Source organism: Morganella sp. TYF_1 (genome assembly GCF_043105645.1).
Taxonomy (GTDB): Bacteria; Pseudomonadota; Gammaproteobacteria; order Enterobacterales; family Enterobacteriaceae; genus Morganella; species Morganella morganii_B.
The window spans coordinates 11,811-32,620 of record NZ_JBICLU010000017.1; the positions used below are offsets into that span (position 1 = coordinate 11,811).

General features: G+C 45.5%; 19 protein-coding genes, 1 tRNA gene and 1 pseudogene. 11 read left to right on the plus strand and 10 right to left on the minus strand.

All coding sequences use genetic code 11. The features are described 5' to 3' along the window. Positions 1 to 13: 13 nt before the first annotated feature. The 8 genes from ACF8OF_RS08270 to ACF8OF_RS08305 all read right to left on the minus strand — a co-directional run bounded on the left by ACF8OF_RS08270 (position 14) and on the right by ACF8OF_RS08305 (position 5,229). Positions 14 to 850, minus strand: coding sequence for a DUF932 domain-containing protein (locus ACF8OF_RS08270; RefSeq protein WP_214051324.1), 837 nt, complete (start codon positions 848 to 850; stop codon positions 14 to 16). 97 nt (positions 851 to 947) lie between these two features. Continuing rightward, the gene (locus tag ACF8OF_RS08275) at positions 948 to 1,280 is read right to left on the minus strand and encodes a TA system toxin CbtA family protein (protein WP_153642961.1); all 333 of its coding nucleotides are present in this window, start codon (positions 1,278 to 1,280) and stop codon (positions 948 to 950) included. A gap of 14 nt (positions 1,281 to 1,294) precedes the next feature. After that, positions 1,295 to 1,735: an antirestriction protein gene (locus ACF8OF_RS08280; protein ID WP_153642962.1), complete on the minus strand. Its 441-nt coding sequence runs from the start codon at positions 1,733 to 1,735 to the stop codon at positions 1,295 to 1,297. Between the two features lie 126 nt (positions 1,736 to 1,861). Beyond that, positions 1,862 to 2,074: a hypothetical protein gene (locus ACF8OF_RS08285; protein WP_004241440.1), complete on the minus strand. Its 213-nt coding sequence runs from the start codon at positions 2,072 to 2,074 to the stop codon at positions 1,862 to 1,864. 26 nt (positions 2,075 to 2,100) lie between these two features. After that, a complete protein-coding gene (locus ACF8OF_RS08290) occupies positions 2,101 to 2,550 on the minus strand; it encodes a hypothetical protein (RefSeq protein WP_153642963.1) in 450 nt (149 codons plus the stop codon). A gap of 13 nt (positions 2,551 to 2,563) precedes the next feature. Further along, positions 2,564 to 3,235: a YafY family protein gene (locus ACF8OF_RS08295; RefSeq protein WP_153642964.1), complete on the minus strand. Its 672-nt coding sequence runs from the start codon at positions 3,233 to 3,235 to the stop codon at positions 2,564 to 2,566. 54 nt (positions 3,236 to 3,289) lie between these two features. Further along, the gene (locus ACF8OF_RS08300) at positions 3,290 to 4,018 is read right to left on the minus strand and encodes a DUF3944 domain-containing protein (RefSeq protein WP_054424844.1); all 729 of its coding nucleotides are present in this window, start codon (positions 4,016 to 4,018) and stop codon (positions 3,290 to 3,292) included. Positions 4,019 to 4,221: 203 nt separating this feature from the next. After that, entirely contained in the window at positions 4,222 to 5,229 is a 1,008-nt protein-coding gene (locus ACF8OF_RS08305) for a hypothetical protein (protein ID WP_153642965.1), read from the minus strand. Between the two features lie 720 nt (positions 5,230 to 5,949). Here ACF8OF_RS08305 and ACF8OF_RS08310 point away from each other — a divergent pair. The 9 genes and pseudogenes from ACF8OF_RS08310 (at position 5,950) to ACF8OF_RS08350 (ending at position 15,679) form a co-directional block, all read left to right on the plus strand. After that, positions 5,950 to 6,969 carry an inovirus-type Gp2 protein gene (locus ACF8OF_RS08310; RefSeq protein WP_194830256.1) on the plus strand — a complete coding sequence of 340 codons (1,020 nt, stop codon included), beginning with the start codon at positions 5,950 to 5,952 and terminating at the stop codon, positions 6,967 to 6,969. 97 nt (positions 6,970 to 7,066) lie between these two features. Further along, positions 7,067 to 7,288, plus strand: a complete 222-nt coding sequence (locus ACF8OF_RS08315) for an AlpA family transcriptional regulator (RefSeq protein WP_153642967.1) — start codon at positions 7,067 to 7,069, stop codon at positions 7,286 to 7,288. A gap of 325 nt (positions 7,289 to 7,613) precedes the next feature. Continuing rightward, positions 7,614 to 8,816: an integrase arm-type DNA-binding domain-containing protein gene (locus ACF8OF_RS08320; protein WP_153642968.1), complete on the plus strand. Its 1,203-nt coding sequence runs from the start codon at positions 7,614 to 7,616 to the stop codon at positions 8,814 to 8,816. Positions 8,817 to 9,055: 239 nt separating this feature from the next. Continuing rightward, the gene (locus ACF8OF_RS08325; RefSeq protein ID WP_063926981.1) at positions 9,056 to 9,544 is read left to right on the plus strand and encodes an SLATT domain-containing protein; all 489 of its coding nucleotides are present in this window, start codon (positions 9,056 to 9,058) and stop codon (positions 9,542 to 9,544) included. Beyond that, on the plus strand, positions 9,541 to 10,632 hold the full coding sequence (locus ACF8OF_RS08330) for a nucleoid-associated protein (RefSeq protein ID WP_063926980.1): 1,092 nt from the start codon (positions 9,541 to 9,543) through the stop codon (positions 10,630 to 10,632). The genes ACF8OF_RS08325 and ACF8OF_RS08330 overlap by 4 nt, the downstream gene beginning before the upstream one ends. A 4-nt stretch (positions 10,633 to 10,636) precedes the next feature. After that, positions 10,637 to 11,626: a GTP pyrophosphokinase family protein gene (locus ACF8OF_RS08335; RefSeq protein ID WP_063926979.1), complete on the plus strand. Its 990-nt coding sequence runs from the start codon at positions 10,637 to 10,639 to the stop codon at positions 11,624 to 11,626. A 796-nt stretch (positions 11,627 to 12,422) separates the two neighbouring features. Further along, positions 12,423 to 13,519, plus strand: a protein-coding gene (locus ACF8OF_RS08340; RefSeq protein ID WP_153642970.1) for an IS3 family transposase whose coding sequence is annotated in 2 segments (ribosomal slippage) — positions 12,423 to 12,675 and positions 12,675 to 13,519 — 1,098 coding nt in all. Because the reading frame shifts where the segments join, the coding sequence is not laid out codon by codon here. Between the two features lie 31 nt (positions 13,520 to 13,550). Continuing rightward, a pseudogene (locus ACF8OF_RS08345) lies at positions 13,551 to 13,640 on the plus strand (SEC-C metal-binding domain-containing protein); the annotation flags it as partial. A gap of 104 nt (positions 13,641 to 13,744) precedes the next feature. Next, entirely contained in the window at positions 13,745 to 15,679 is a 1,935-nt protein-coding gene (locus ACF8OF_RS08350) for a DUF262 domain-containing protein (RefSeq protein ID WP_153642971.1), read from the plus strand. 479 nt (positions 15,680 to 16,158) lie between these two features. On the opposite strand, the gene ACF8OF_RS08355 is transcribed toward ACF8OF_RS08350, so the two are convergent. Then, positions 16,159 to 17,367, minus strand: coding sequence for an integrase arm-type DNA-binding domain-containing protein (locus ACF8OF_RS08355; RefSeq protein ID WP_153642972.1), 1,209 nt, complete (start codon positions 17,365 to 17,367; stop codon positions 16,159 to 16,161). Between the two features lie 209 nt (positions 17,368 to 17,576). Beyond that, positions 17,577 to 17,671 (minus strand) — tRNA-Sec (locus ACF8OF_RS08360). A 241-nt stretch (positions 17,672 to 17,912) separates the two neighbouring features. Between ACF8OF_RS08360 and prlC the strand changes: the two genes are divergently transcribed. Next, positions 17,913 to 19,961, plus strand: coding sequence for an oligopeptidase A (gene prlC / locus ACF8OF_RS08365; RefSeq protein ID WP_046895319.1), 2,049 nt, complete (start codon positions 17,913 to 17,915; stop codon positions 19,959 to 19,961). Positions 19,962 to 19,964: 3 nt separating this feature from the next. Further along, positions 19,965 to 20,723: a 16S rRNA (guanine(1516)-N(2))-methyltransferase RsmJ gene (rsmJ, locus tag ACF8OF_RS08370; protein WP_262861101.1), complete on the plus strand. Its 759-nt coding sequence runs from the start codon at positions 19,965 to 19,967 to the stop codon at positions 20,721 to 20,723. Positions 20,724 to 20,810: the final 87 nt, after the last annotated feature.

Consider the following 20,810-nt stretch of genomic DNA (forward strand, 5'->3'; position numbering starts at 1 on the left):
TTATACACTATCTTCATACAGGCTGACGACTTCCTAAATGTTCATACATTTTTTCAGTCATCACCCACAGCGCCTTATTTAGACGGATGTCACCATCTATACCGGTCACTGATCGGGTACGGGAGCGTTTTCCTGTTGCAGTACGTCCTGATAACCCGCCTTTAATCAGGTTTTCCTGCAAACGCTGGTACACCGTCCATAAGTCATCTTTTTTGTCCTCCCACCGGCGGGGTTGCAGCACCTGTTCTTCCGTGACCGGCTGGTGGTCATCCCCGAACCGGTACGTGATAGCTGCATATGCCAGCGCCTGTTGTGCCGGAGGCGGTAACCGCAGGGACTGCATCTGTTCGCGTTTTTCAGCCACCGCATCAAACGTTTCCAGCACTTCATATGCCCCTTCAATCACTTTATCGACGACATTACCTTTGTGCGGCACTCTGACCTCACCAAAAGTATCACCACAGACCAGCCCATTCTGACAGACCGCACGGAATAATCCCGGCAGCATCTGATAGCTGCTGGTACCGTCATGGCTGTTTAACAGAATAATTTCCGGTACCTGGATACCGGTAATCTGGTTATGGCGGCGCAGGCGCAACATATGTTTGGTGTGCTCCCGGCGGCTGTCATCACGGACACGGGTCTGGCAGGCAAAGAACGGGTGAAAACCTTCCTTTTGAAGGCTCTCAAGCAGGGTTATGGTGGGAATATAGGTATAGCGATCACTGCGGGATTCATGTTTTTCTGCTGAAAAGACACTGGGTACAGTGCAGTATAATTCTTCGGTGGTTAACGGGCGGTCACGACGAATGATATTCGCCCTGCCGAAGCGCGAGGCTAAACGGGTCATAGTAATTCTCCTGTAAAATTAAACAGATAACGTGGCTGTCAGATGAGCGCCGGGACTGAACGGGATAAAGAAAGAGATAAGATGAGGTACGGGCTTTTTATACGGTGCAGTGTCTGCGGGGGATATGGCTGCTGCGGAGTGTTATCAGACCGGTTGCCTTCCGTGCCCGCAGAATATCGGTCGCAGTGATACCGTGTGACGGCTCAGTGATACCGTTGTTGCACCGGTCAGTGCGGACCAGTGCGTATTTCCCCGCAAAGGCATTCAGTGCCTCACACAACGACATCCCCCGGCTGAGGCAGGCCTCAATCACGCGCTCATCACTGAATTCCGTGTCATTCAGAGTGAGGCCGTAGTGCTGTTGCAGCAGGTAAGTCAGCAGTGTCTGCCAGACAGCTGCCGGTGATGCGGGTGCTGCTATATTGTTCATGGCGTAGCTCCCGGTTAATCAATCAGATGAAAAATAGCGGCACACTCGTCATGCTGCTGGGCGTAGTCCCGTAACTGATAAAAATACTCCACCATCTCCGGACTTTCGGTTTTAAATGACCAGAGACTGTAAGTGATGAGGCATACCGCGATACCGGCCGCTTCGGGGCTCAGTTCCGCGTCATTGCCGTTATGCCGGTTAACCATCGGGAGTGACGTTTCAATCATGTCAGGCCAGATAAATGCGCCACCGTTGGTGAGCATGCTGAATTCCCAGAAGGCACCGTGATAAATGTCACACAGATTATCCATCATCTTAAAAATATCGCCTTCCAGGCGCTGCCAGTCCGGCACGCTGCCGAAATAAAATTGCCAGAATGAGTCTCTGCCACGGAGATGAACCAGATTGCTTTTGATGGCTGCGGGCTCCTGCGGCAGAAGTGCTGATAACGTCATCGTGAAACTCCTTTGTATTTAGGGGTGAAACAGTGGGGTACTGGTTTGTGAATGGCGCATAAAAAAACGGCAGACTGTGAATGTCTGCCGTCAGGGGTAATGTAATAAACTGGTCTTTTGTACAGGTCAGCGGGGAAAGAGCCGACCCAGCAGACGGTCAAGGGTACCGCCCAGCACGGCTGAGCAGGCCAGCGCCGCGCTGAGGCCTGCCGCCAGCTTTTCCGCTGCGGTGGCGTTCTCATTGTCTGCCACCTCAGATGCCGACTGCCAGGCGCAGTACGTGGCTAATGCCACCGTTGCCACACCGAGCGTGGTGGCTATTAATTTAAAAACAGACATCTGTGTTTCCTTTTTGCATGCCTCAGTTACTGCGGACCGGACCAGCTGTCAGTATCCATCTGCAGGAAGGACTCACAGTCTCCCTCTCCGGCTTTACAGACCCGCTCCGCGACGGATTTCGGCGGCCATTTCTTACTGGTTTCATACTCCAGACCGTTATTATCGATACAGCCCACCTTCAGCCAGTTGGCCCGGGCACCGGTGTTATAGTAAATACTGCTGATGCAGGTCATGGCCACCGGGGCCGGATAGCCTTTGGATAAATCCGCTCTTGTCTCACTTTTCAGTTCTCCGGCAGGGAGTGGCTGCAACGAAGGTTTCCGGCCTTTGCCGTCGTTCTGCATTTTCAGCTGCTGTCCGTATTCCGGGGTCAGGTAATAAGTGTAACGGTCAGGCTGCACCTCACCGGGCATGCGTAGTGCAAAAACCGGGGCGGACAGCAGTAAACAACCGAGCAGTGTCAGACTTCTTTTCATGGTGACATCCTTATTAAGGTAATGAACGGATAAACTGATAATGGGGTAATGCGGTGATAAATTCGGGCCGGGTGACTGTCCGTGCGATAACCGCATCCTGCCGGAAGCGGCGTCCGGACACGGCAATGTTCTGCAGTTGACTGAACCGGAACACCCGCAGGGCAGACTGCCATTCCCCGCACAGATACCAGTCCCGCTGAAAATAAATCAGCTTGTAGGGAGCCATGCCCTCATGTTCCTGACCGTCACAGCGGAAGCTGAGCAGTCGCCTGCGGACAATCGCCTGTGTCACCACATAAAAGCCGCCGAACAGCGTCGGGGCGGATTGCGGTGGCTCATGGTAGACCAGACAGGGGGCACCGTTTTCCGGACTGAGCAGAACGGACAGCAGCCTGCGGTCAAGCGAGGGGAACAGCGGGGTGATATGGGTGATATCGGCAAAGTACAGGATATCGCTGTCTGTCCGGTAGGGGCGCTGACCGGCGGTCAGCCGGTATCCGCCCAGATACGGCTCCGTGTCCAGAAAGACCAGGCGCTCACTGAAATCACGCTGCAGTGTGCGGGCCGAGACATTAAACTCACGGGCGAGCTGTGCCGGATACAGTGTTTCGCCGCGGAACAGGCGGCTGATAATCATGGCCAGCCGGAATGCAAGCCGGTCATGGCGTGAATCTGACGTATGCATGAGCGCAGCCTCCGTGAGTCAGTCAGAGAAAACAGGAATAACGGAATACGGAAATCAGGCCGCCAGGGCCTTCTGGCGCAGGTACGCTACAATGATGCAGGCCGGAACGGTGACCCGGTAAGCGGGACCGGCGATATCGGCTATCAGCCAGGCGGAGCTCAGCGCAATCCCGACAGGACCGGCCAGTACCCCCAGTGCCCGGTTGGCGGCAAAGAGTGTCCCCCAGGTGGCAATGCCGCCCATCGCCTCAATCACCCCGACAGCAGCAACGGTGGCAAACTGCAGGGCTGCGACACCGGAGCTGGTGACGGCGGCCTGTACCGCGAGCAGAATAAGCTGGGGAGTCGGCGCGGATAGATTCAGCTTCAGTCCGTCCGCAAAACGGACCAGCTCGTCCTGTGACATCTCCCGCAGGCTTTTCTCCAGGACTTTCATCAGCAGGTTCAGCTCGGTGGTTTCCACCGGACTTTCTTTGTTGTAGTTCACTTTCAGCTTGTCGCAGACATCGTGCAGGATTTCACGGTAGAGCACGCCTTTGTTGCCGCGCAGCAGCGTGACCAGACTGTTGGCCCCGAAGGCCTGCAGTTCGGCACAGATGGCAGGCCAGTACTTCTGATGGTCGGGGTAAAAGAGCTGATATTCCGGGGAGGTGGTCAGAGACTCCGCCAGGCGCTTTTTGCCGTCTTTGCTGTCATGAGTCAGGACGGAGACCAGCAGACCGAGGTCCTCATTGCTGCACTGACCGATAAACGCGAGGTCAGGGTCGATACGGTAGGTTGCCATAACAGAAATTCCTTACAGGTGATTTAAGACAACCACAGCATAACAAGGGGGTCTGACAGGATATGACGCGGAAAATCGCTGTTTTCGGGGGGTAAAAAACGGGGAAACGACAGGGTGTGTCGCCGGTCAGTTATCCGAGCCACTGTTTCCCCTGTCATATCAGTTGGTTAATGTGTATCTGAAAAATCACTGATTCCGTAAAATTATTTTTTCGGTGTTCTGTACTCATTCTCAATTAACCGGGTCACCAAATCGGTGATCGTCATTTCATAGGTTTCAGCCAATTCTTCCAGATGTTTTTTTACTTCATCATCCAGACTGCAGCTCAGTGTTTTTTTATTTTTTTGTTTTTTCCGGAAAGAACGCTGCTGCCATGCCTTTTTAAGAGAGTATAAAAAATACTTCTTCCCTCCGGGGTTATCATTCCATGCCCGCAGGGCGGCATAAAAACAAATATATTTATCTCCGGAACTTTCGGGGTTAAAGAACCGGAGAGGCCAGACAGGTATCTTTATATTATCGACAGAGTAGTTACAGATATAATCCCATATCCAGTTACAGGCATCATCATCATCCTTACTCAGCCACTTTATATTTTTTACTGCGGTGAAGGATTTTATCCATTCATCCTTAAGCATATTTATAATATTTTCTTTTTCACCAAACTTCAGGTTCATATGATCAAAGACAGTCTGGGAGTCGCGATACATCTCTTCAGTGTTGACATGATTCTCTTTTATACCAAATTTACTTTTGATGTATTCTATTTGCTGTGATACAGGTAAACCCCTGAATTCTTTATTGCCCGACCAACTATTAACAGTGGGTTTTACCACGTTTGACTGTTGAATTGCCTGAGTATATTTATCGCTTGTTATGGTTAAGGGCTTTATATTATTTAACATTACCCAGCAATATGCAGAGGCAACACTGTCTTCTTTAATCCATTCAAACTTATCAATACTGATAAGGTTATTGTTTACATCATTTAAAACTTTATTGGTAAGGTAATTGTAATTACTGTTCGCCATGCCAATAACTTCATGGATTAAATCTCTTAAACGTGACTTGTCATTTCTGTCACCTGATAAATATTTATTTTCAACCCATTCAAACCCGGGCTCTGTTGACATGAAAAATACAAAAATACCCGTTTTCCTCAGGTCTTTCACTTTCAGCAACTCATCAATCTCATAGCTTTTATCGTTCATAATCCGTCCACTACTACGTAGTCAGTATGTCGTTATTGTAGTTTATTTTGGTCTCTGAAAAAGTGACGTTGTCGTGATAACGTAGATTAAGAATAGTTTTATTGTCTTTTTAATGAGTTGAAAATGAAGTGTTTTTATCATGTAATTTACATGGTTATCTGAAAATACTGGGTCAGGCAGTACTTTTTACAGGAAAAGATGATGTTCACGGTTACTTATTTTTTCCCGTGACTACTTCTGAGAGGAGACTAACTTTCAGGTATCTTGTTCATCGTGAAGCCCGCTGTAAATACTGTCTGTGCATACTGTTTTAATAAACTCAGGTAGCAATCAAAAAGGATTATTTATTATTATATTTATCTTACCCGGAGTTATTGTTATCAGATTAATCATGACATCTATTCTCATATTCATCTTTTTAATTATTGATAACCGCATCTCTTTATCGAATAACCAAACATATCTGATGGCACTCCTGTTACTGATACAGATAATAGTGACATAACCCTGAATTGCTTACCCTTCTTCATAAATAATTTTCATTAATTAATCTCAGTGGGTAAATTCAGTTGTTATCCACATCTGAAGGATCACTCAGAATGGATGTCATTAATCATCTTTTAAATCCATCTGTTATGAACCTTCCGCCTCAGTAAAAAAATAAATGCATCCCTCTGTTGTATGAACAGAAACACCATCATCAACCAGAGGAAATTAATCATGAATGACGATATAACCAGTGAAATACTAGCACTGTCACAAATCTACAATAATGGTACGGAGATTACCGATGACACAACAGATCGTGAGTTATTCCGGCTAATCGCGTCACACACCACTGCATTAATTAAAAGAAAGAGTCAGTCTTTACCTTTCAAAGGGCACTGCTTTGGTGATCAATTACAAATCGAGGCCACTAAAACTGGTCAGTTGTTTTATGAATTAATACAAAACATCCTTTCACTTTCCCGTGTCACCGGTAACCGCCGTAAGTTACATCCGGTTATTCCGCTCATTGTTTCTCTTGCTGATAAATATCATATTCGTTATGTTCCGATGCTGTCGGAATACTATCCTGACTCAGAGGAGGATATTAAACAGTTAAATGACGCCTATTGTGAGTTTATTCAGTCAGTGGACAGCAAGGAGTATAAAAACGCTGTCAGTACCTTTAAGAACAGTGCCCGCAAGAATTACCGGTTCTGTTGCCGCTATATTGAAAACCTGTTTGAACGCCATGCAAAGCTGTTGGTGGTACGGACAGATCTGTCCTACGGAAAACGGGTCTGTCACAGAGTCACGGCCGGGGATTTAACCCGTCACCGGATTGCCCTGTACAAAGCAATACAGCGGTTACCCCTGTTTAAACACTGCGTCGGTTATATCCTGAAACTGGAATACGGTCGTGAGAAAGGCTTTCACTACCACTGCCTGTTTTTCTTCAACGGCCAGCATGTCAGACAGGATATCACGATAGCCAGGCTCATCGGTGAGTTTTGGCAGGAAACCATCACCGAGGGACAGGGGCTCTACTTTAACTGCAACCGCTTTAAATCAGATTACCGTATCTGCGGCATTGGCATGCTGCACCGCAGTGAGAGCCAGCGACGGGAAGGCCTGATGACCGCTGTGAACTATATCTGCAAAACAGACCAGTGGGTGAAACTGCAGGTGCCGGGGATCGACCGGACATTCTGGCGGGGAACCATCAGAAACAAACGGCGTAAAACACGCCGGTAAATCTTTTTTTACAGACAAGGGGAATCTTATAGAAGTGATATCCGCTGCGTCATCGATAGCACTTCTGCCTTAATTAAACAAAGACAGGAGATTCCCCATGAATACCATCAATACCACCACTACCCCTTTCCTGCTTGACGACCCTCTCATGGAGATGAAAGAGATCACGAAATTAACCGGATTAACGGATAAGTGGTTTTACAAGCTGATCCAGAAAGGGCAGTTCCCGAAACCAATTAAGCTGGGAAACCGTTCCCGGTGGCTGACAAGTGAGGTTGACGCCTGGCTGCAGGCCCGTATTGCAGAGTCCCGTGAGTAATCATGAAGCTGAGTCACCTTGCTTCCGGCACTTTGTAATGATCGGCAGAATCGACCGTGAACAACTGTTTTCCATCAGAGACCAGAATTATATAGGCATAATTGGGTGTTGCTTTCATTCGTAATGCGAAGGTCGTAGGTTCGACTCCTATTATTGGCACCATTTCAAACTCTTCCCAAGTCTACCGAATTCAACTAAAAGCCCGTATAATGCGGTTTATGGCCCGTATTTTATCTCCTGTTATCAACTGGACTCAACCGAAATCAAGTCACAGTTGGGGGCATAAGTGGGGGCATTCTGTGTTCGGTCTAGGGAGATGCCCCCAATGAAACTTAATGCGAGACAGGTAGACGCGGCTAAACCCAGAGAGAAAGCCTATAAGTTGGCAGATGGTGCTGGTTTGTATCTTGAGGTTGTTCCCTCTGGTTCCAGATACTGGCGGATGAAGTATCGCTTCAATGGAAAAGAGAAACGTCTGGCTTTTGGTGTCTATCCAGCAGTATCGCTTTCGCAAGCAAGAGCACTGCGTGATGACGCCAAGAAAAAGCTGGCTGAGGGTATCGATCCATCTTTTGCCAAGAAAGAAGAAAAGCTGGTTCGCGATGTGCAACTCAACAACACGTTTCAGTCTGTGGCACTTGAGTGGCACGGTACGAAGGTGAGCAGATGGTCAGAAGGCTATGCCTCCGATATTATCGAAGCCTTCAATAAAGATATTTTCCCCTATATCGGCCAACTGCCGGTGAATGAAGTCAAACCGTTGGTTCTGCTTAATGTGCTGCGTCGAATGGAAAGCCGTGGCGCGACAGAGAAGGCCAAGAAGGTTCGCCAGCGCTGCAGTGAAGTCTTTCGCTACGCCATAGTGACTGGTCGTGCGGAATACAATCCTGCAGCGGATCTAACCAGCGCGATGTCAGGGCATGAATCGAAGCATTATCCCTTCCTTACTGTTGAGGAGTTACCAGACTTCTTTAAAGCCCTATCTGACTATACCGGAAGCCCGCTGGTTGTTCTTGCCGCTCGTCTGTTGATCCTTACGGGAGTTCGCACTGGCGAGCTTCGAGGTGCTTTCTGGAGTGAGTTTGATCTTGAGAAAGCGGTGTGGGAAATACCTGCAGAGCGTATGAAGATGAAACGGCCTCATCTTGTACCCCTCTCTACCCAAGCGCTAGAAATCGTACAGCAGCTCAAAGTAATGTCTGGGCAATATCCGTTGGTGTTCCCTGGGCGCAATGATCCACGTAAAACGATGAGTGAAGCGAGTATTAATCAGGTATTCAAACGGATTGGGTATACGGGGAAGGTTACTGGACATGGTTTTAGGCACACGATGAGTACGATTTTGCATGAGGAAGGGTTCAATACCGCATGGATTGAGACCCAGCTTGCGCATGTTGATAAGAATGCGATTCGTGGGACTTATAACCATGTGTTGTATCTCGAGGGGAGGAGAAAGATGATGCAGTGGTATGGGAACTATTTGCAGCAGTTACATCACAATGCTGGTTTGAAAAGAGAGCATTTCTAATTCTCTGATCTATAGAATTTAATTCTTTTATATTGAGCATATGTTTTGAGATGGTAGCTCGATTTTGCGCAATTTATGATTTATAGTTTTAAAAAATGTGCGATTCAGTTAGCTAGAAATCTCCATGCATTAGTACAAGTGCATGAAGTGCGGTAGCTATGCCGCCATGTACTGGTAGGAGCTCTTACCAGTACATGCGTGGAAATAGTATACATTGGAAAATGTTTCAGGTGGAATAATTGTCAAAAGAAACTTCATTACAATTTTTATTAGAAGAAATAGATAAAAGTGTTGAAATAATAAAAAACAAGACTAAGAGCAATAAAACGAAATTGAAGTTTTTTTTCTTGATTTCTCTTCTTTTCAGCACGGCAACAACATTGATATTAGCTTTTGACTTTGTCGGTCACGAGAAAATACAAAAAAACATCGCGCTTATCTTTAGCGCTGCACTTACATTGGTAAGTGGTTGGACTGCAAGATTTGATTATCAGAAATTATGGTTTAGACAAAAAGCCACCTTGTTATCAATGTATCAACTTAAAAATAAAGTTAATTATTTGAAAATCAGGTCGGATATAAATCAACTTGATGTGGATGAGCTTTTTAATGAATATAAAGCCATCTGGGAAAAAGACAGTCAAGAATGGAATAATATTAACAAAGAGTATATTGAAAGTAAAAATAATCTTTCAGACAATAAAAACAATGGAACTACACCGCAATGAATATTAGCAAGTTGAGTATTGATAAAATTATTATTCATCAAATTCATCAGCGAGATGACGAGGGTTTAAAAGTTGAGCCTACACGAGGTTCGTCTTTTATCACATTTGATGAAGATGCCTTGCAGGGATTTAAATCCCGAGTAATAGATGCTCTTGGTGATGGATCAAAAGCCGTCAAAATGAAAATTATAGAGCACGGTGAAGGATATGTACCTTTCATGGCTACCAATTTATTTGGTAAAGAAGGGGATGAATATATCGATCAAACTTATAATATAGCAAACAAGCTAGCTGATGCCCAAACAAGAAGAGCAATACCCGGAGGCATCGTTGTTATATTCACTGGTGACTATGGAGTAAATAAGCGAAAATTTATCGGTATAATTAAAGCAGACATTTACAGTGCCTATGAAAAAATTGTTGATCCAAAAACAGGTCAAATCTCGTTAAAATTTGTTGAAGAAATACTTCTTACTCCCTCAACAAAACTCTATAAGACAGCAGGTTTTTTCCAATCAAGTAACACTGCTCAAGAAGATGATTTGAACAAATCATGGGATGTCATGATCTCTGATTATCAAATAAGCAAATCTGATGGAAAAGCTGCTGCTCAATATTTTTATCAACATTTCTTAGGTTGCGGCTATCCTGAAACAAGTGCTCGCACAACAAAAAACTTTTATGAGAAGACTAGTGATTTCCTAAATGAACTAGATATAAGCTCAGAAAAAAGAAATGACTTAAAAAACGCCTTGGTTACTTATTTGAAGCATGAGAAATCCGATGTCATTTCAGCAAAAGAGTATGCAGAGAGATTCTTCGATGATGAAGTTAAAGATCTTTATCTTGAGTATGCAAGCGAAAGTGGAATTCCACAGACAGCTTTTACAAGAGATAACGAACATATCGAAAGCAAATTAAAAACAAGAAAGTTAAATTTTAGCAAAAACATTAAAATTACAGCCCCAGCAGAAGTTTTTAAAAATAATATAGTTATTGAGTCTACGGAAGGTGACTTAGATAAGAACGGAGAACCTGCAGAATGGACTACTATTCTTATTAAAGATAAAATTATACTTCAAGAATAAAACTATGAATGAATCAGAGTTTTTGCAACGTTGGAACCAAGAAGAGCCTATGTATAGAGCATGGGGGGACTTTGTCGTTTCCAATATATGTACGGAACTCGTTGATAATAAATGCCGCAATCTTAATAGCTTTTTGAAACAACCAGCGACGCCAAGAGTTAAAGAAAAAGAATCTCTAATTGATAAAGCCTTTCATAGATTAGAAAAATCATATGAAGACCCTTATAAAGAAATCGAAGATAAAGTTGGTGTTAGATTTGTTGTATTGCTTACATCGGATATAGATGATGTATGCGATGTAATAAAAAGAAGTGATAAATGGTTCTATAAGACTTCAAGACATTATGATGAAGAGCGCCTAAATACACCTTTAATTTTTACATATCAATCTGTTCATTTCATCGTAACAGCCAAACAATCATTTGATCATAATGGAGTATTTATTGAGGAAGGAATTCCTTGTGAAATACAGGTGAGAACTCTATTGCAACACGCTTATGCAGAGTTAACGCATGACGCCATTTATAAAGCTAAAACTATCGTTGAGCCTGATATACATAGAACGGTAGCAAGAAGTATGGCATTAATTGAAACAACTGATGATTTTTTTTGTTCAGTTGCTAAAGCCCTGAACAATTCACCTGATGCTTATATAGGAACTCAGAAAACACTCGATCAACTTTATATGACTTTAATAAAGGAAAAACCAAATAATCAAAAATCGGCCATATTAATATTGGATACATTCAAAAAAACCATTGATGCTGACATCATAAGTAGATTATACAAATTTGTTGAAGATACACCTGAGTTAGAATCATTGATTCGTGATGGTAAAAATAAAAGCAGTTTCTATGAACAGAGTGTTACCATTTTCGTTTACTGGTTAATTAAAAGACGTAAGTCTATTTTACAGAAGGAATGGCCGTTAGAATGGAGAATTATACAAAAAATGGCGGCTGACATTGGTGTTTCTCTTGAAAGGCAAATGTAATATTTTTCTAAAACTATAATTAAATCATGAGGTTAAAATTTAATTTTCATTGTGTTATCATTTTTAGTAAGATTTTTTTATCAATTTCATTGAGGTTGATTATTTTTCTTTTAATGTCTATGGTGCTATTTATTTAATGGCTTTCATTTCTTTAATTATATACAGTAAGTATGTTTGATATTTCTAAGTGCCAAGCTTTAAAGATGTTCGAAAATTAGCCAGTGCATAAGACCCTATTATTTATATTTCAAGCTATAATTGCGATTTTTAGTTGGTTACTGGCAGATAAAATATTTTTCTGAAGTGCTTTTATGTGATTCTTTTTGATATTTTACATTTATTCCAAAACTTACATTTTGCCTTATTACAAATCAAACCTCATTTCACTGGCTAGAACTAACTTAGCTATGATAAGCAATTATGTTGCAATAATATCTTTTGGGCTGTTTATCTAGCCATTACCAACCCAACCCATTCTTTACATCCTCTGGCAACTTTCTGACTTCCCTGAGAGTATAATTACTCCTTAGTTTACGTGATATACTGGTTCGTTTTATCTGTGGTTCACGTACCAAGGTTTAAGTTTCCCTCCCCCATATCTTCTTTTTTGAGAAAATAACATATTCCATCATAGTAGCTTACGGTGAAAATAAATTTAGAGTTACTGCTAGATAAGTCCGTTATTATGCACTTCAGGTTGTTTCTAGGTGTCTGTGACAATGCAATGGTAATCCCCCCGAAAAACCAGAGTGTTCATAAGTGGAATTTTCTCGTAACATGAATCGGGGAGATTCATATGAAAAAATCACGTTTTACCGATAGTCAGATCATCGCGATCCTGAAGCAGGCCGAAGCCGGAACACCGGTTCCTGAGTTGTGCCGCGAGCACGGTATGAGCAGCGCGAGTTTTTATAAATGGCGTTCACGGTTCGGCGGGATGGATGCGTCCATGATGGCCCGTCTGAAAGAGCTTGAGGATGAAAACCGGCGACTGAAAAAAATGTATGCCGAAGAACGCCTTAAAGCCGAGATTATTCAGGAAGCCATGCAAAAAAAGTGGTAACCGTGCCGCAGCGCCGTGAGCTGCCTCAGGCTGCTGTGGCGATCAGGGGCATCAGTATCCGGCTTGCGTGTAACGTGTTTTGCATCAGTGAAAGCGGCTACCGTTACCAGCCGGTACTTTGTGATGAAAATCAGCAGATTGCAGATTTACTGACTGAGCTGACAACAAAAAATAATCAGTGGGGATTCGGGTTGTGCTTTTTATTTTTGCGAAATGTAAAAGGCTTCCGCTGGAATCATAAACGTGTGTATCGTATTTATTGTGAGTTAAAACTTAATTTACGGATTAAACCGAAAACCCGGATTATCCGGTTACCACCAGCGCCACTGACGGTTCCTGAAAAAATAAATGAAACCTGGTCGATGGATTTTATGCATGACCAACTGGATGATGGCCGGTCATTCCGGACATTCAATGTTATTGATGATTTTAATCGTGAAGCACTGGCAATAGATGTGGATTTTTCATTACCGGCCGGCCGTGTTATCCGTTCGCTGGAGCAAATTATAGAATGGCGTGGAAAACCGGATTGTATCCGGTGTGACAACGGGCCGGAATATCTGAGCCATCAGCTTCAGGAATGGGCAATAAAGCAGAAAATAACGCTGTTATATATCCAGCCGGGAAAGCCGCAGCAGAATGCGTATATTGAGCGCTTTAACCGGACAATGCGTTATGACTGGCTGAATCAGACTATTTTTAGTCACATCAGCGAAGTGCAGGAGGTCGCGACAAATTGGTTATGGCATTATAATCATGAGCGGCCACATATGGGCCTGGGCGGTATTACGCCAATGCAGAAGCGGGCTCAGTTAACCACATTCTACTGAAAATCTCTGTGGAAAATGGGGGGATTACCCTCCCGTCCGGCGTGAGGCTGGACTGACGGGGCGTAATGACCCATGTCCGTGCGGCAGTGGTAATAAATTTAAAAAATGCTGCCTGCACTGAGTGTGCAGGGCTTGAATTGTCTCTGAAAGAGAACGGCTGTTAGCGGTGATAAAAGGATCAGTAATGACTCCGACCAGTTCCCCAAAGTTTCAGGAATCATAATAATGAAATTACAAAGTCTAAACGATATTTTTGAACGACGAATACTCAGGGTTCCTGATTACCAACGCGGCTATGCTTGGTCTTCAATCCAACTTGATGACTTTTGGGAAGACATCATTCAACTTGATCCAAGACGAGTTCATTATACTGGTGTTGTGACACTAGAACCTGTTGCACAAAAATTATGGCAAAAGTGGGAACAAGACGAATGGATTATAGAGGGCGTTGGATTCAAACCCTTCTACATTGTCGATGGGCAACAGCGCTTAACGACATCAGTGATTTTGATTCAAGCTATTTTGGAGTCAGTAGGCGAAGACGCTCAACTCAACTATCAATCGCTTGAAACCATACGCAGCCGCTATGTATTACACAAAGCAGACGATGGACAGCGACAAAGCTTCATCTTCGGGTACGAAAAGGACAACCCTAGCGATGAGTACCTTAAAACCATCATCTTTGGTGAACACTCACATAGTAACCAGCACCAGGAAACCCTATACACGCAAAACCTCAAAGTGGCTAAATCTTACTTCAAAGGTAAATTATCGACTCTTTCTGAAGACGAAATTGCACTAATTTTTAAGAAGCTCACTCAAAAAATTAAATTTAATCTCTACGAGATTGACGAAGAGATTGATGTGTTCGTCACATTCGAAACGATGAACAACCGTGGTAAGCCTCTGACTAGTCTTGAGCTGCTAAAAAACCGCTTGATCTACCTATCGACTCTTTTCCACAATCACGAAGGGCATGAAGTTTTACGTAGTAAAATTAACAGTGCGTGGAAAACCATGTACGAATATCTCGGCAAGAATCCTGAGCGCCCTCTTGATGAAGACATTTTCTTACGTAACCATTGGACAATGTACTTTAAGTACAGCCGTAACAAAGGCGACGATTACATTAAATACCTTCTAAACGAGAAGTTCACCGCTCGCAATGTTACTCATCCAAAGGATGAAGATGAGCGTGTATCAGTAGAAGAAATCAGTGATTACGTCGAAAGCTTACAAGAATCAATTCGTCATTGGTTCTATATTCACAACCCATACTTCTATCTTCCTAACTATAATGACGATAAGAACAAGTTGCTACTTGATAGATTGCAACGTCTAAGCTTCCGTGCATTCAGACCTCTCCTGCTCGCCGCGTTTGTATCCAGGCAGCCGTTGGAAGAGATTAACGACCTACTTTCAGCAGCGGAGCGCTATAACTTCACCCTATTTTCGCTATGTCATCGTCGTTCTAATACTGGCGATTCTGAGTTTTTTGGTATGGCAAGAGAGTTATTGAAAGGCAATCGAACCATCAATTCAGTCATCGGTACGATCAATGAATGGGCCGATTACTACTACGACCCAGCTCGGTTTTACAGCTACATTGCAGAAAAGTATGAGTTAGGAGAACAAGGTTTCTTTAAATGGGATGGCTTGCGTTACTTCTTGTTTGAATATGACGCTTGGCTAACCAAACGTGGCAAACAAGAAACCATGAAACTTGGTTGGAATGATCTCAAAGCGACAAGCAAAGATAAGATCACCATTGAGCATATATTCCCACAGACCCCTTCTAACCAATATTGGCAGGATCGCTTCGGAAATTTGACCAAAGAGCAAACTACATGGTTAGCTAACTCCCTAGGCAACTTAGTACCATTGAGCCGAGCAAAAAACTCCAGCCTGCAAAACGATGGATTCGATGACAAGAAGAATAATGGTTCAGGCATTGGTTATTACAACGGTTCAGCAGCCGAAAATGAAATTGCTCAGTTAGAGGAATGGCTACCTGAGACTATTCTTTCCCGAGGTCTCGCATTGTTCGAGTTTATGGAGAAACGCTGGAGAATCTCACTGGGTGACGAGCAGTTTAAAGCCAAATTACTTCACTTAGACTTTCTCGCAGAGAGTGAACAACGAGAACAACAGATCGCATAAAACGGGATTGTTCTGCGTACTGCTGACGGTATCCATTACACGCCGGAAACCGGTAAACTGATTTCAGAACCGATTTACCGAACTGTCCGGTAAAACGTATAGCATTGACAGGAAGAGCAGAGCAGGGCATTTTATCCAGAAATTCTGTGGGTAAATCAGTGAATCCTGAGGGAAAACAGACTGTATCCACCGTTCCGCAGCCACCTCACTAACCTGTGCATTATTTAATCAATTCACCCCAGACTTACGTTACTCCGCCTTTCCTTTTGCCTGTCGATTTCTTAACTTTTCCAGCCGCTTCACGGAATCCGCTTCTTCCTCCGGGGGTCACTGTGTAAGTATCCCAACAAAAAGTCCCATTCTCTTTCAGAGATCTTTATCCATACTGCTTAAATACCTTATATATTTTATAATATAAAAAAATAAAGCACAGCACAATAGCCATCTTTACGCCTACGCGTAAAGATGGCTATTTAGTATTACTTAAAATTCATATTAACAACATTATCTAAACTCCCCTCCAACTCATCCATGTAATCTGCATACCACTGCATCATTTCCCTGCGTCCATCCATATACTGAGCATGGTTATATGTGCCACGGATCGCATTCTTATCGATATGTGCGAGCTGGGTTTCAATCCATGCTGAATTGAATCCTTTTTCATGTAATATCGTGCTCATCGTGTGGCGGAAGCCGTGTCCTGTTAGCCTTCCTTTATACCCCAACAACTCAATAACCTGATTTACGCTTTCCTTACTGATCGGCTTTCTATGGTCGTTACGCCCTATAAATACAAGCTCATAATGCCCTGATAGCGGCTTAAGTGAATTAAACAGCTCGATCACCTGTTTAGATAATGGCACTACATGTGGGCGCTTCATTTTCATCACTTCAGCAGGAATTTCCCAAATCCCTTTTTCTAGATCAATATCCTGCCAACGGGCAAAGCGGAGCTCTTGTGTACGTACAGCTGTCAGCAGAATAATTTTAGTCGCTGTTTTAGTAATCACACTTCCTGTATATCCAGCTAAGTCATTCAGGAAATACGGCAGTTCTTCAGCGGTTAAGAATGGGAAGTGCTGTTTCTTTGGTGGGGTTAGAGCAGTAGCTAAATCTGGTGCAGGGTTGTATTCAGCTCTGCCCGTGATGATTGCGTAACGAAAGACCTCTCCGCAGCGCTGACGAACTTTGCGCATCTTCTCTAAGGCTCCGCGCTTCTCCATTCTACGCAGCGTTTCCAGAAGCTCCAGAGGCTTTATTTCTGCTATGGGGCGCTTGCCGATGTATGGAAAAATATCTTTTTCAAAGGTATCGATAATTTCCTCACGATAACGTAGTGACCAACGATCTGCTTTTGATGTATGCCACTCACGGGCTACGGCCTCAAAGGTACTTTCTGAAGATAAATATTTTTCCAGTTTAGCCAGTTGTTTTTCTTCGCTCGGATCTTTGTTTTGTGCCAGTAATTTTTTTGCTTCATCGCGCTGATTTCTGGCTTCAGCTAATGTGACCTGCGGGTACACTCCGATGGAGAGCATTTTCTCTTTACCGGCAAAGCGGTATTTTAATCGCCAGTATTTAGATCCATTACGGTTTACGAGCAGATAAAGGCCGCCACTGTCAGAAAGTTTGTAGGGTTTATCCAGTGGTTTTGCTGCCTTAATTTTTATATCAGTGAGGGCCATAACCAAAACCTCCGAGCGCTCAGTCTATGACAAAGAAAAAAGTGATTTGGGGGTGCCGGTATACCATACCGAAATACACCCCTATTTTACACCCCCGAATTGGGGTTGATGTGGATTGACTTCAGTTGAACTGAGTTGAGTTGGAGTGATGACTTTGTATTGAAATATAAAGGGATAGTTGACTTCAGGAGAGGTGTGTTGAACTTGATTGGCGGAAGATCACAGGAGTCGAACCTGCCCGGGACCGCTGGCGGCCCCAACCGGATTTGAAGTCCGGCCGCCCCACCGGGGACGATGATCTTCCGTTTTGAGGTTGCACAGTATACGCTTTCCGGCAGGGATTCAAAAGTTCTCTTGTGTTTTTTCCTTTGAGGTACATCAGTATCATGCGATTTTTTACGGGAATGATTTTTAATCAGCATAATAACACTAAAAATCATTGAACTTGCCGCAGTGTATCCCCATCTTATAGAGAGTTTCGATTTTCATTTTTCATGTGTATGTGCGCCGTGGCGGACGTGCACCAGCAGCCAACAGGATGGTTTATGATGAACCCTTTGCTTACCCCGACCCAGAATCAGTTACCGGCATTTTCTGCCATCAATCCGGAATGTATTGTGCCTGCGGTGAAAGAAACGCTGGATAATTATCGTCAGACGGTAGAGCAGGTGGTGAGTCATGCACCTGATTTTACATGGGAAAATGTGTGTGTCCCGCTGGCGGAAGCCGGGGATAAATTATCCCGGGTCTGGTCGCCGGTCGGTCATCTGAATTCTGTCAAAAACAGCCCTGAACTGCGCGAAGCTTATGAGCAGTGTCTGCCGCTGCTGTCTGAATTCAGCACCTGGATGGGACAGCATGAAGGGCTGTATAACGCCTATAAATCACTGAAAAACAGCCCGGCGTTTGCGTCACTGTCTCAGGCACAGCGTAAATCCGTGGAAAATTCACTGCGTGATTTTGAGTTATCCGGTATTGGTCTGCCACCGGAGAAACAAAAACGCTACGGCGAGATTTCAGCCCGTCTGTCTGAGCTGGGGTCGCTGTTCGGCAATAATGTGCTGGATGCCACCATGGGCTGGAGCAAGCTCATTACCGATGAAAGCATGCTGGCCGGTCTGCCGGAGAGTGCGGTTGCGGCTGCACAGGCACTGGCGGAATCCAAAGGTGAGAAGGGCTGGCTGTTTACCCTGGATATGCCGAGCTATCTGCCGGTAATGACTTACGCCGATAACCGCGAGCTGCGCAAAGAAATGAGCGAAGCCTACGGCACCCGCGCTTCCGAGCTGGGGCCGAACGGCGGTAAGTGGGATAACAGCAGTGTGATGGCAGAGATTTTAGCGCTGCGTCATGAACTGGCACAGTTACTCGGCTTTAAAAACTACGCGGAAAAATCCCTCGCCACCAAAATGGCGGAAAACCCGCAGCAGGTGCTGGATTTCCTGAATGATCTGGCGGAGCGTGCCCATCATCAGGGTGAGCAGGAAGTGGCTCAGCTGGCAGCGTTTGCCAAAGAACATTACGGCGTTGATAAACTCGAGCCGTGGGATATGGCCTATTTTGCGGATAAGCAAAAACAGCATCTGTTCTCGGTCAGTGATGAGCAGCTGCGTCCGTACTTCCCGGAAGAAAAAGCGATCAGCGGGTTGTTTGAAGTGATCCGCCGGATCTACGGGATCACCGCCAAAGAGCGTTTCGGGGTGGAAACCTGGCATCCGGATGTTCGTTTCTTTGATTTATTTGATAAGAACGGTGAGTTACGCGGCAGTTTCTATCTGGATCTGTATGCCCGTGAGCATAAACGCGGCGGGGCGTGGATGGATGACTGCATCGGCCGTATGCGCCACAAAGATAATTCCCTGCAAAAACCGGTCGCGTATCTGACCTGTAACTTTAACAAACCGGTCGGCGGCAAACCGGCGCTGTTTACCCATGATGAAGTGCTGACTCTGTTCCATGAGTTCGGACACGGCCTGCATCATATGCTGACACAGATTGATGTGGCGGATGTTTCCGGCATCAATGGTGTGCCGTGGGATGCGGTCGAACTGCCGAGCCAGTTTATGGAAAACTGGTGCTGGGAGCCTGAGGCGCTGGCCTTTATCTCCGGTCATTATGAAACCGGCGAGCCGTTGCCGCAGTCACTGCTCGACAATATGCTGGCGGCGAAGAATTATCAGTCTGCGATGTTTATTCTGCGTCAGCTGGAGTTCGGGCTGTTTGATTTCCGCCTGCATGCGGAATATGACCCGGCAACCGGCGCGCAGGTCATGCCGACCTTACTGTCTGTGAAAGAGAAAGTCTCTGTGGTGCCTGCTGCGCCGTGGAACCGCTTCCCGCATGCGTTCAGTCATATCTTTGCCGGTGGTTATGCAGCCGGTTACTACAGCTATCTGTGGGCCGATGTGCTGGCGGCGGATGCATTCTCCCGCTTCAGCGAGGAAGGTATCTTCAACCCGGTCACCGGTCAGTCCTTCCTGGATAATATTCTCAGCCGGGGGGGCTCGGAAGAGCCGATGGTCCTGTTTGAGCGCTTCCGCGGCCGTAAGCCGGAACTGGATGCGATGTTAAAAGGCTACGGAATCAACGGGTAATACGTGAAGATTCGTTTACAGTGTGAACAGGGCGCAGACAGCTGCGCCCTTGATGTATTGGCGGCGCGGTGGGGTCTGGAACATGATGATACCGCGCCGATGGCGCTGGTGCTGACGGCGGAAGGGCTGGAGCTGCGCAAGTGTGATGAACCGAAACTCGGCGGGATCCGTGTGGATTTTGCCGGAGGGACGATGGCTCACCGCCGTCGTTTCGGCGGCGGACGCGGTGAAGCGGTGGCAAAGGCTGCCGGGATAAAAAAATCGTATCTTCCGTCAGTGGTGGACGCGACAGCCGGTCTCGGGCGTGATGCTTTTGTGCTGGCCTCGCTGGGCTGTCATGTGCGGATGATTGAGCGTCATCCGGTCGTTGCGGCACTGCTGGATGATGGTTTGCAGCGGGCTTACCGGGACAGTGAAATCGGGGAATGGATGCAGGAGAGGATGATCCTTATCCATGCGTCCGGGATTGAGGCACTGGCGGACATCACACCACCGCCGGACGTGGTCTATCTTGACCCGATGTATCCGCACCGGCAGAAAAGCGCGCTGGTGAAGAAAGAAATGCGGGTATTTCAGTCGCTGGTGGGCGCGGATGAGGATGCCGATCGTCTGCTGGCACCTGCACTGGCGCTGGCAACCCGCCGTGTGGTGGTGAAACGTCCGGATTATGCGGAGCCGTTAGCCGGGCAGAAAGCTGCTGCAGCGATTGAAACCAAAAATCATCGTTTTGATATTTATCCCTGCGTGAAAGCAGAGGGATAACACTGAATAACATCTGAAAAGGGGACAGGGCAGTTCCCGTTTCGCGAAGGGGCAACAAGTGAGACTTCCCGCTTGTCATACCCCCTT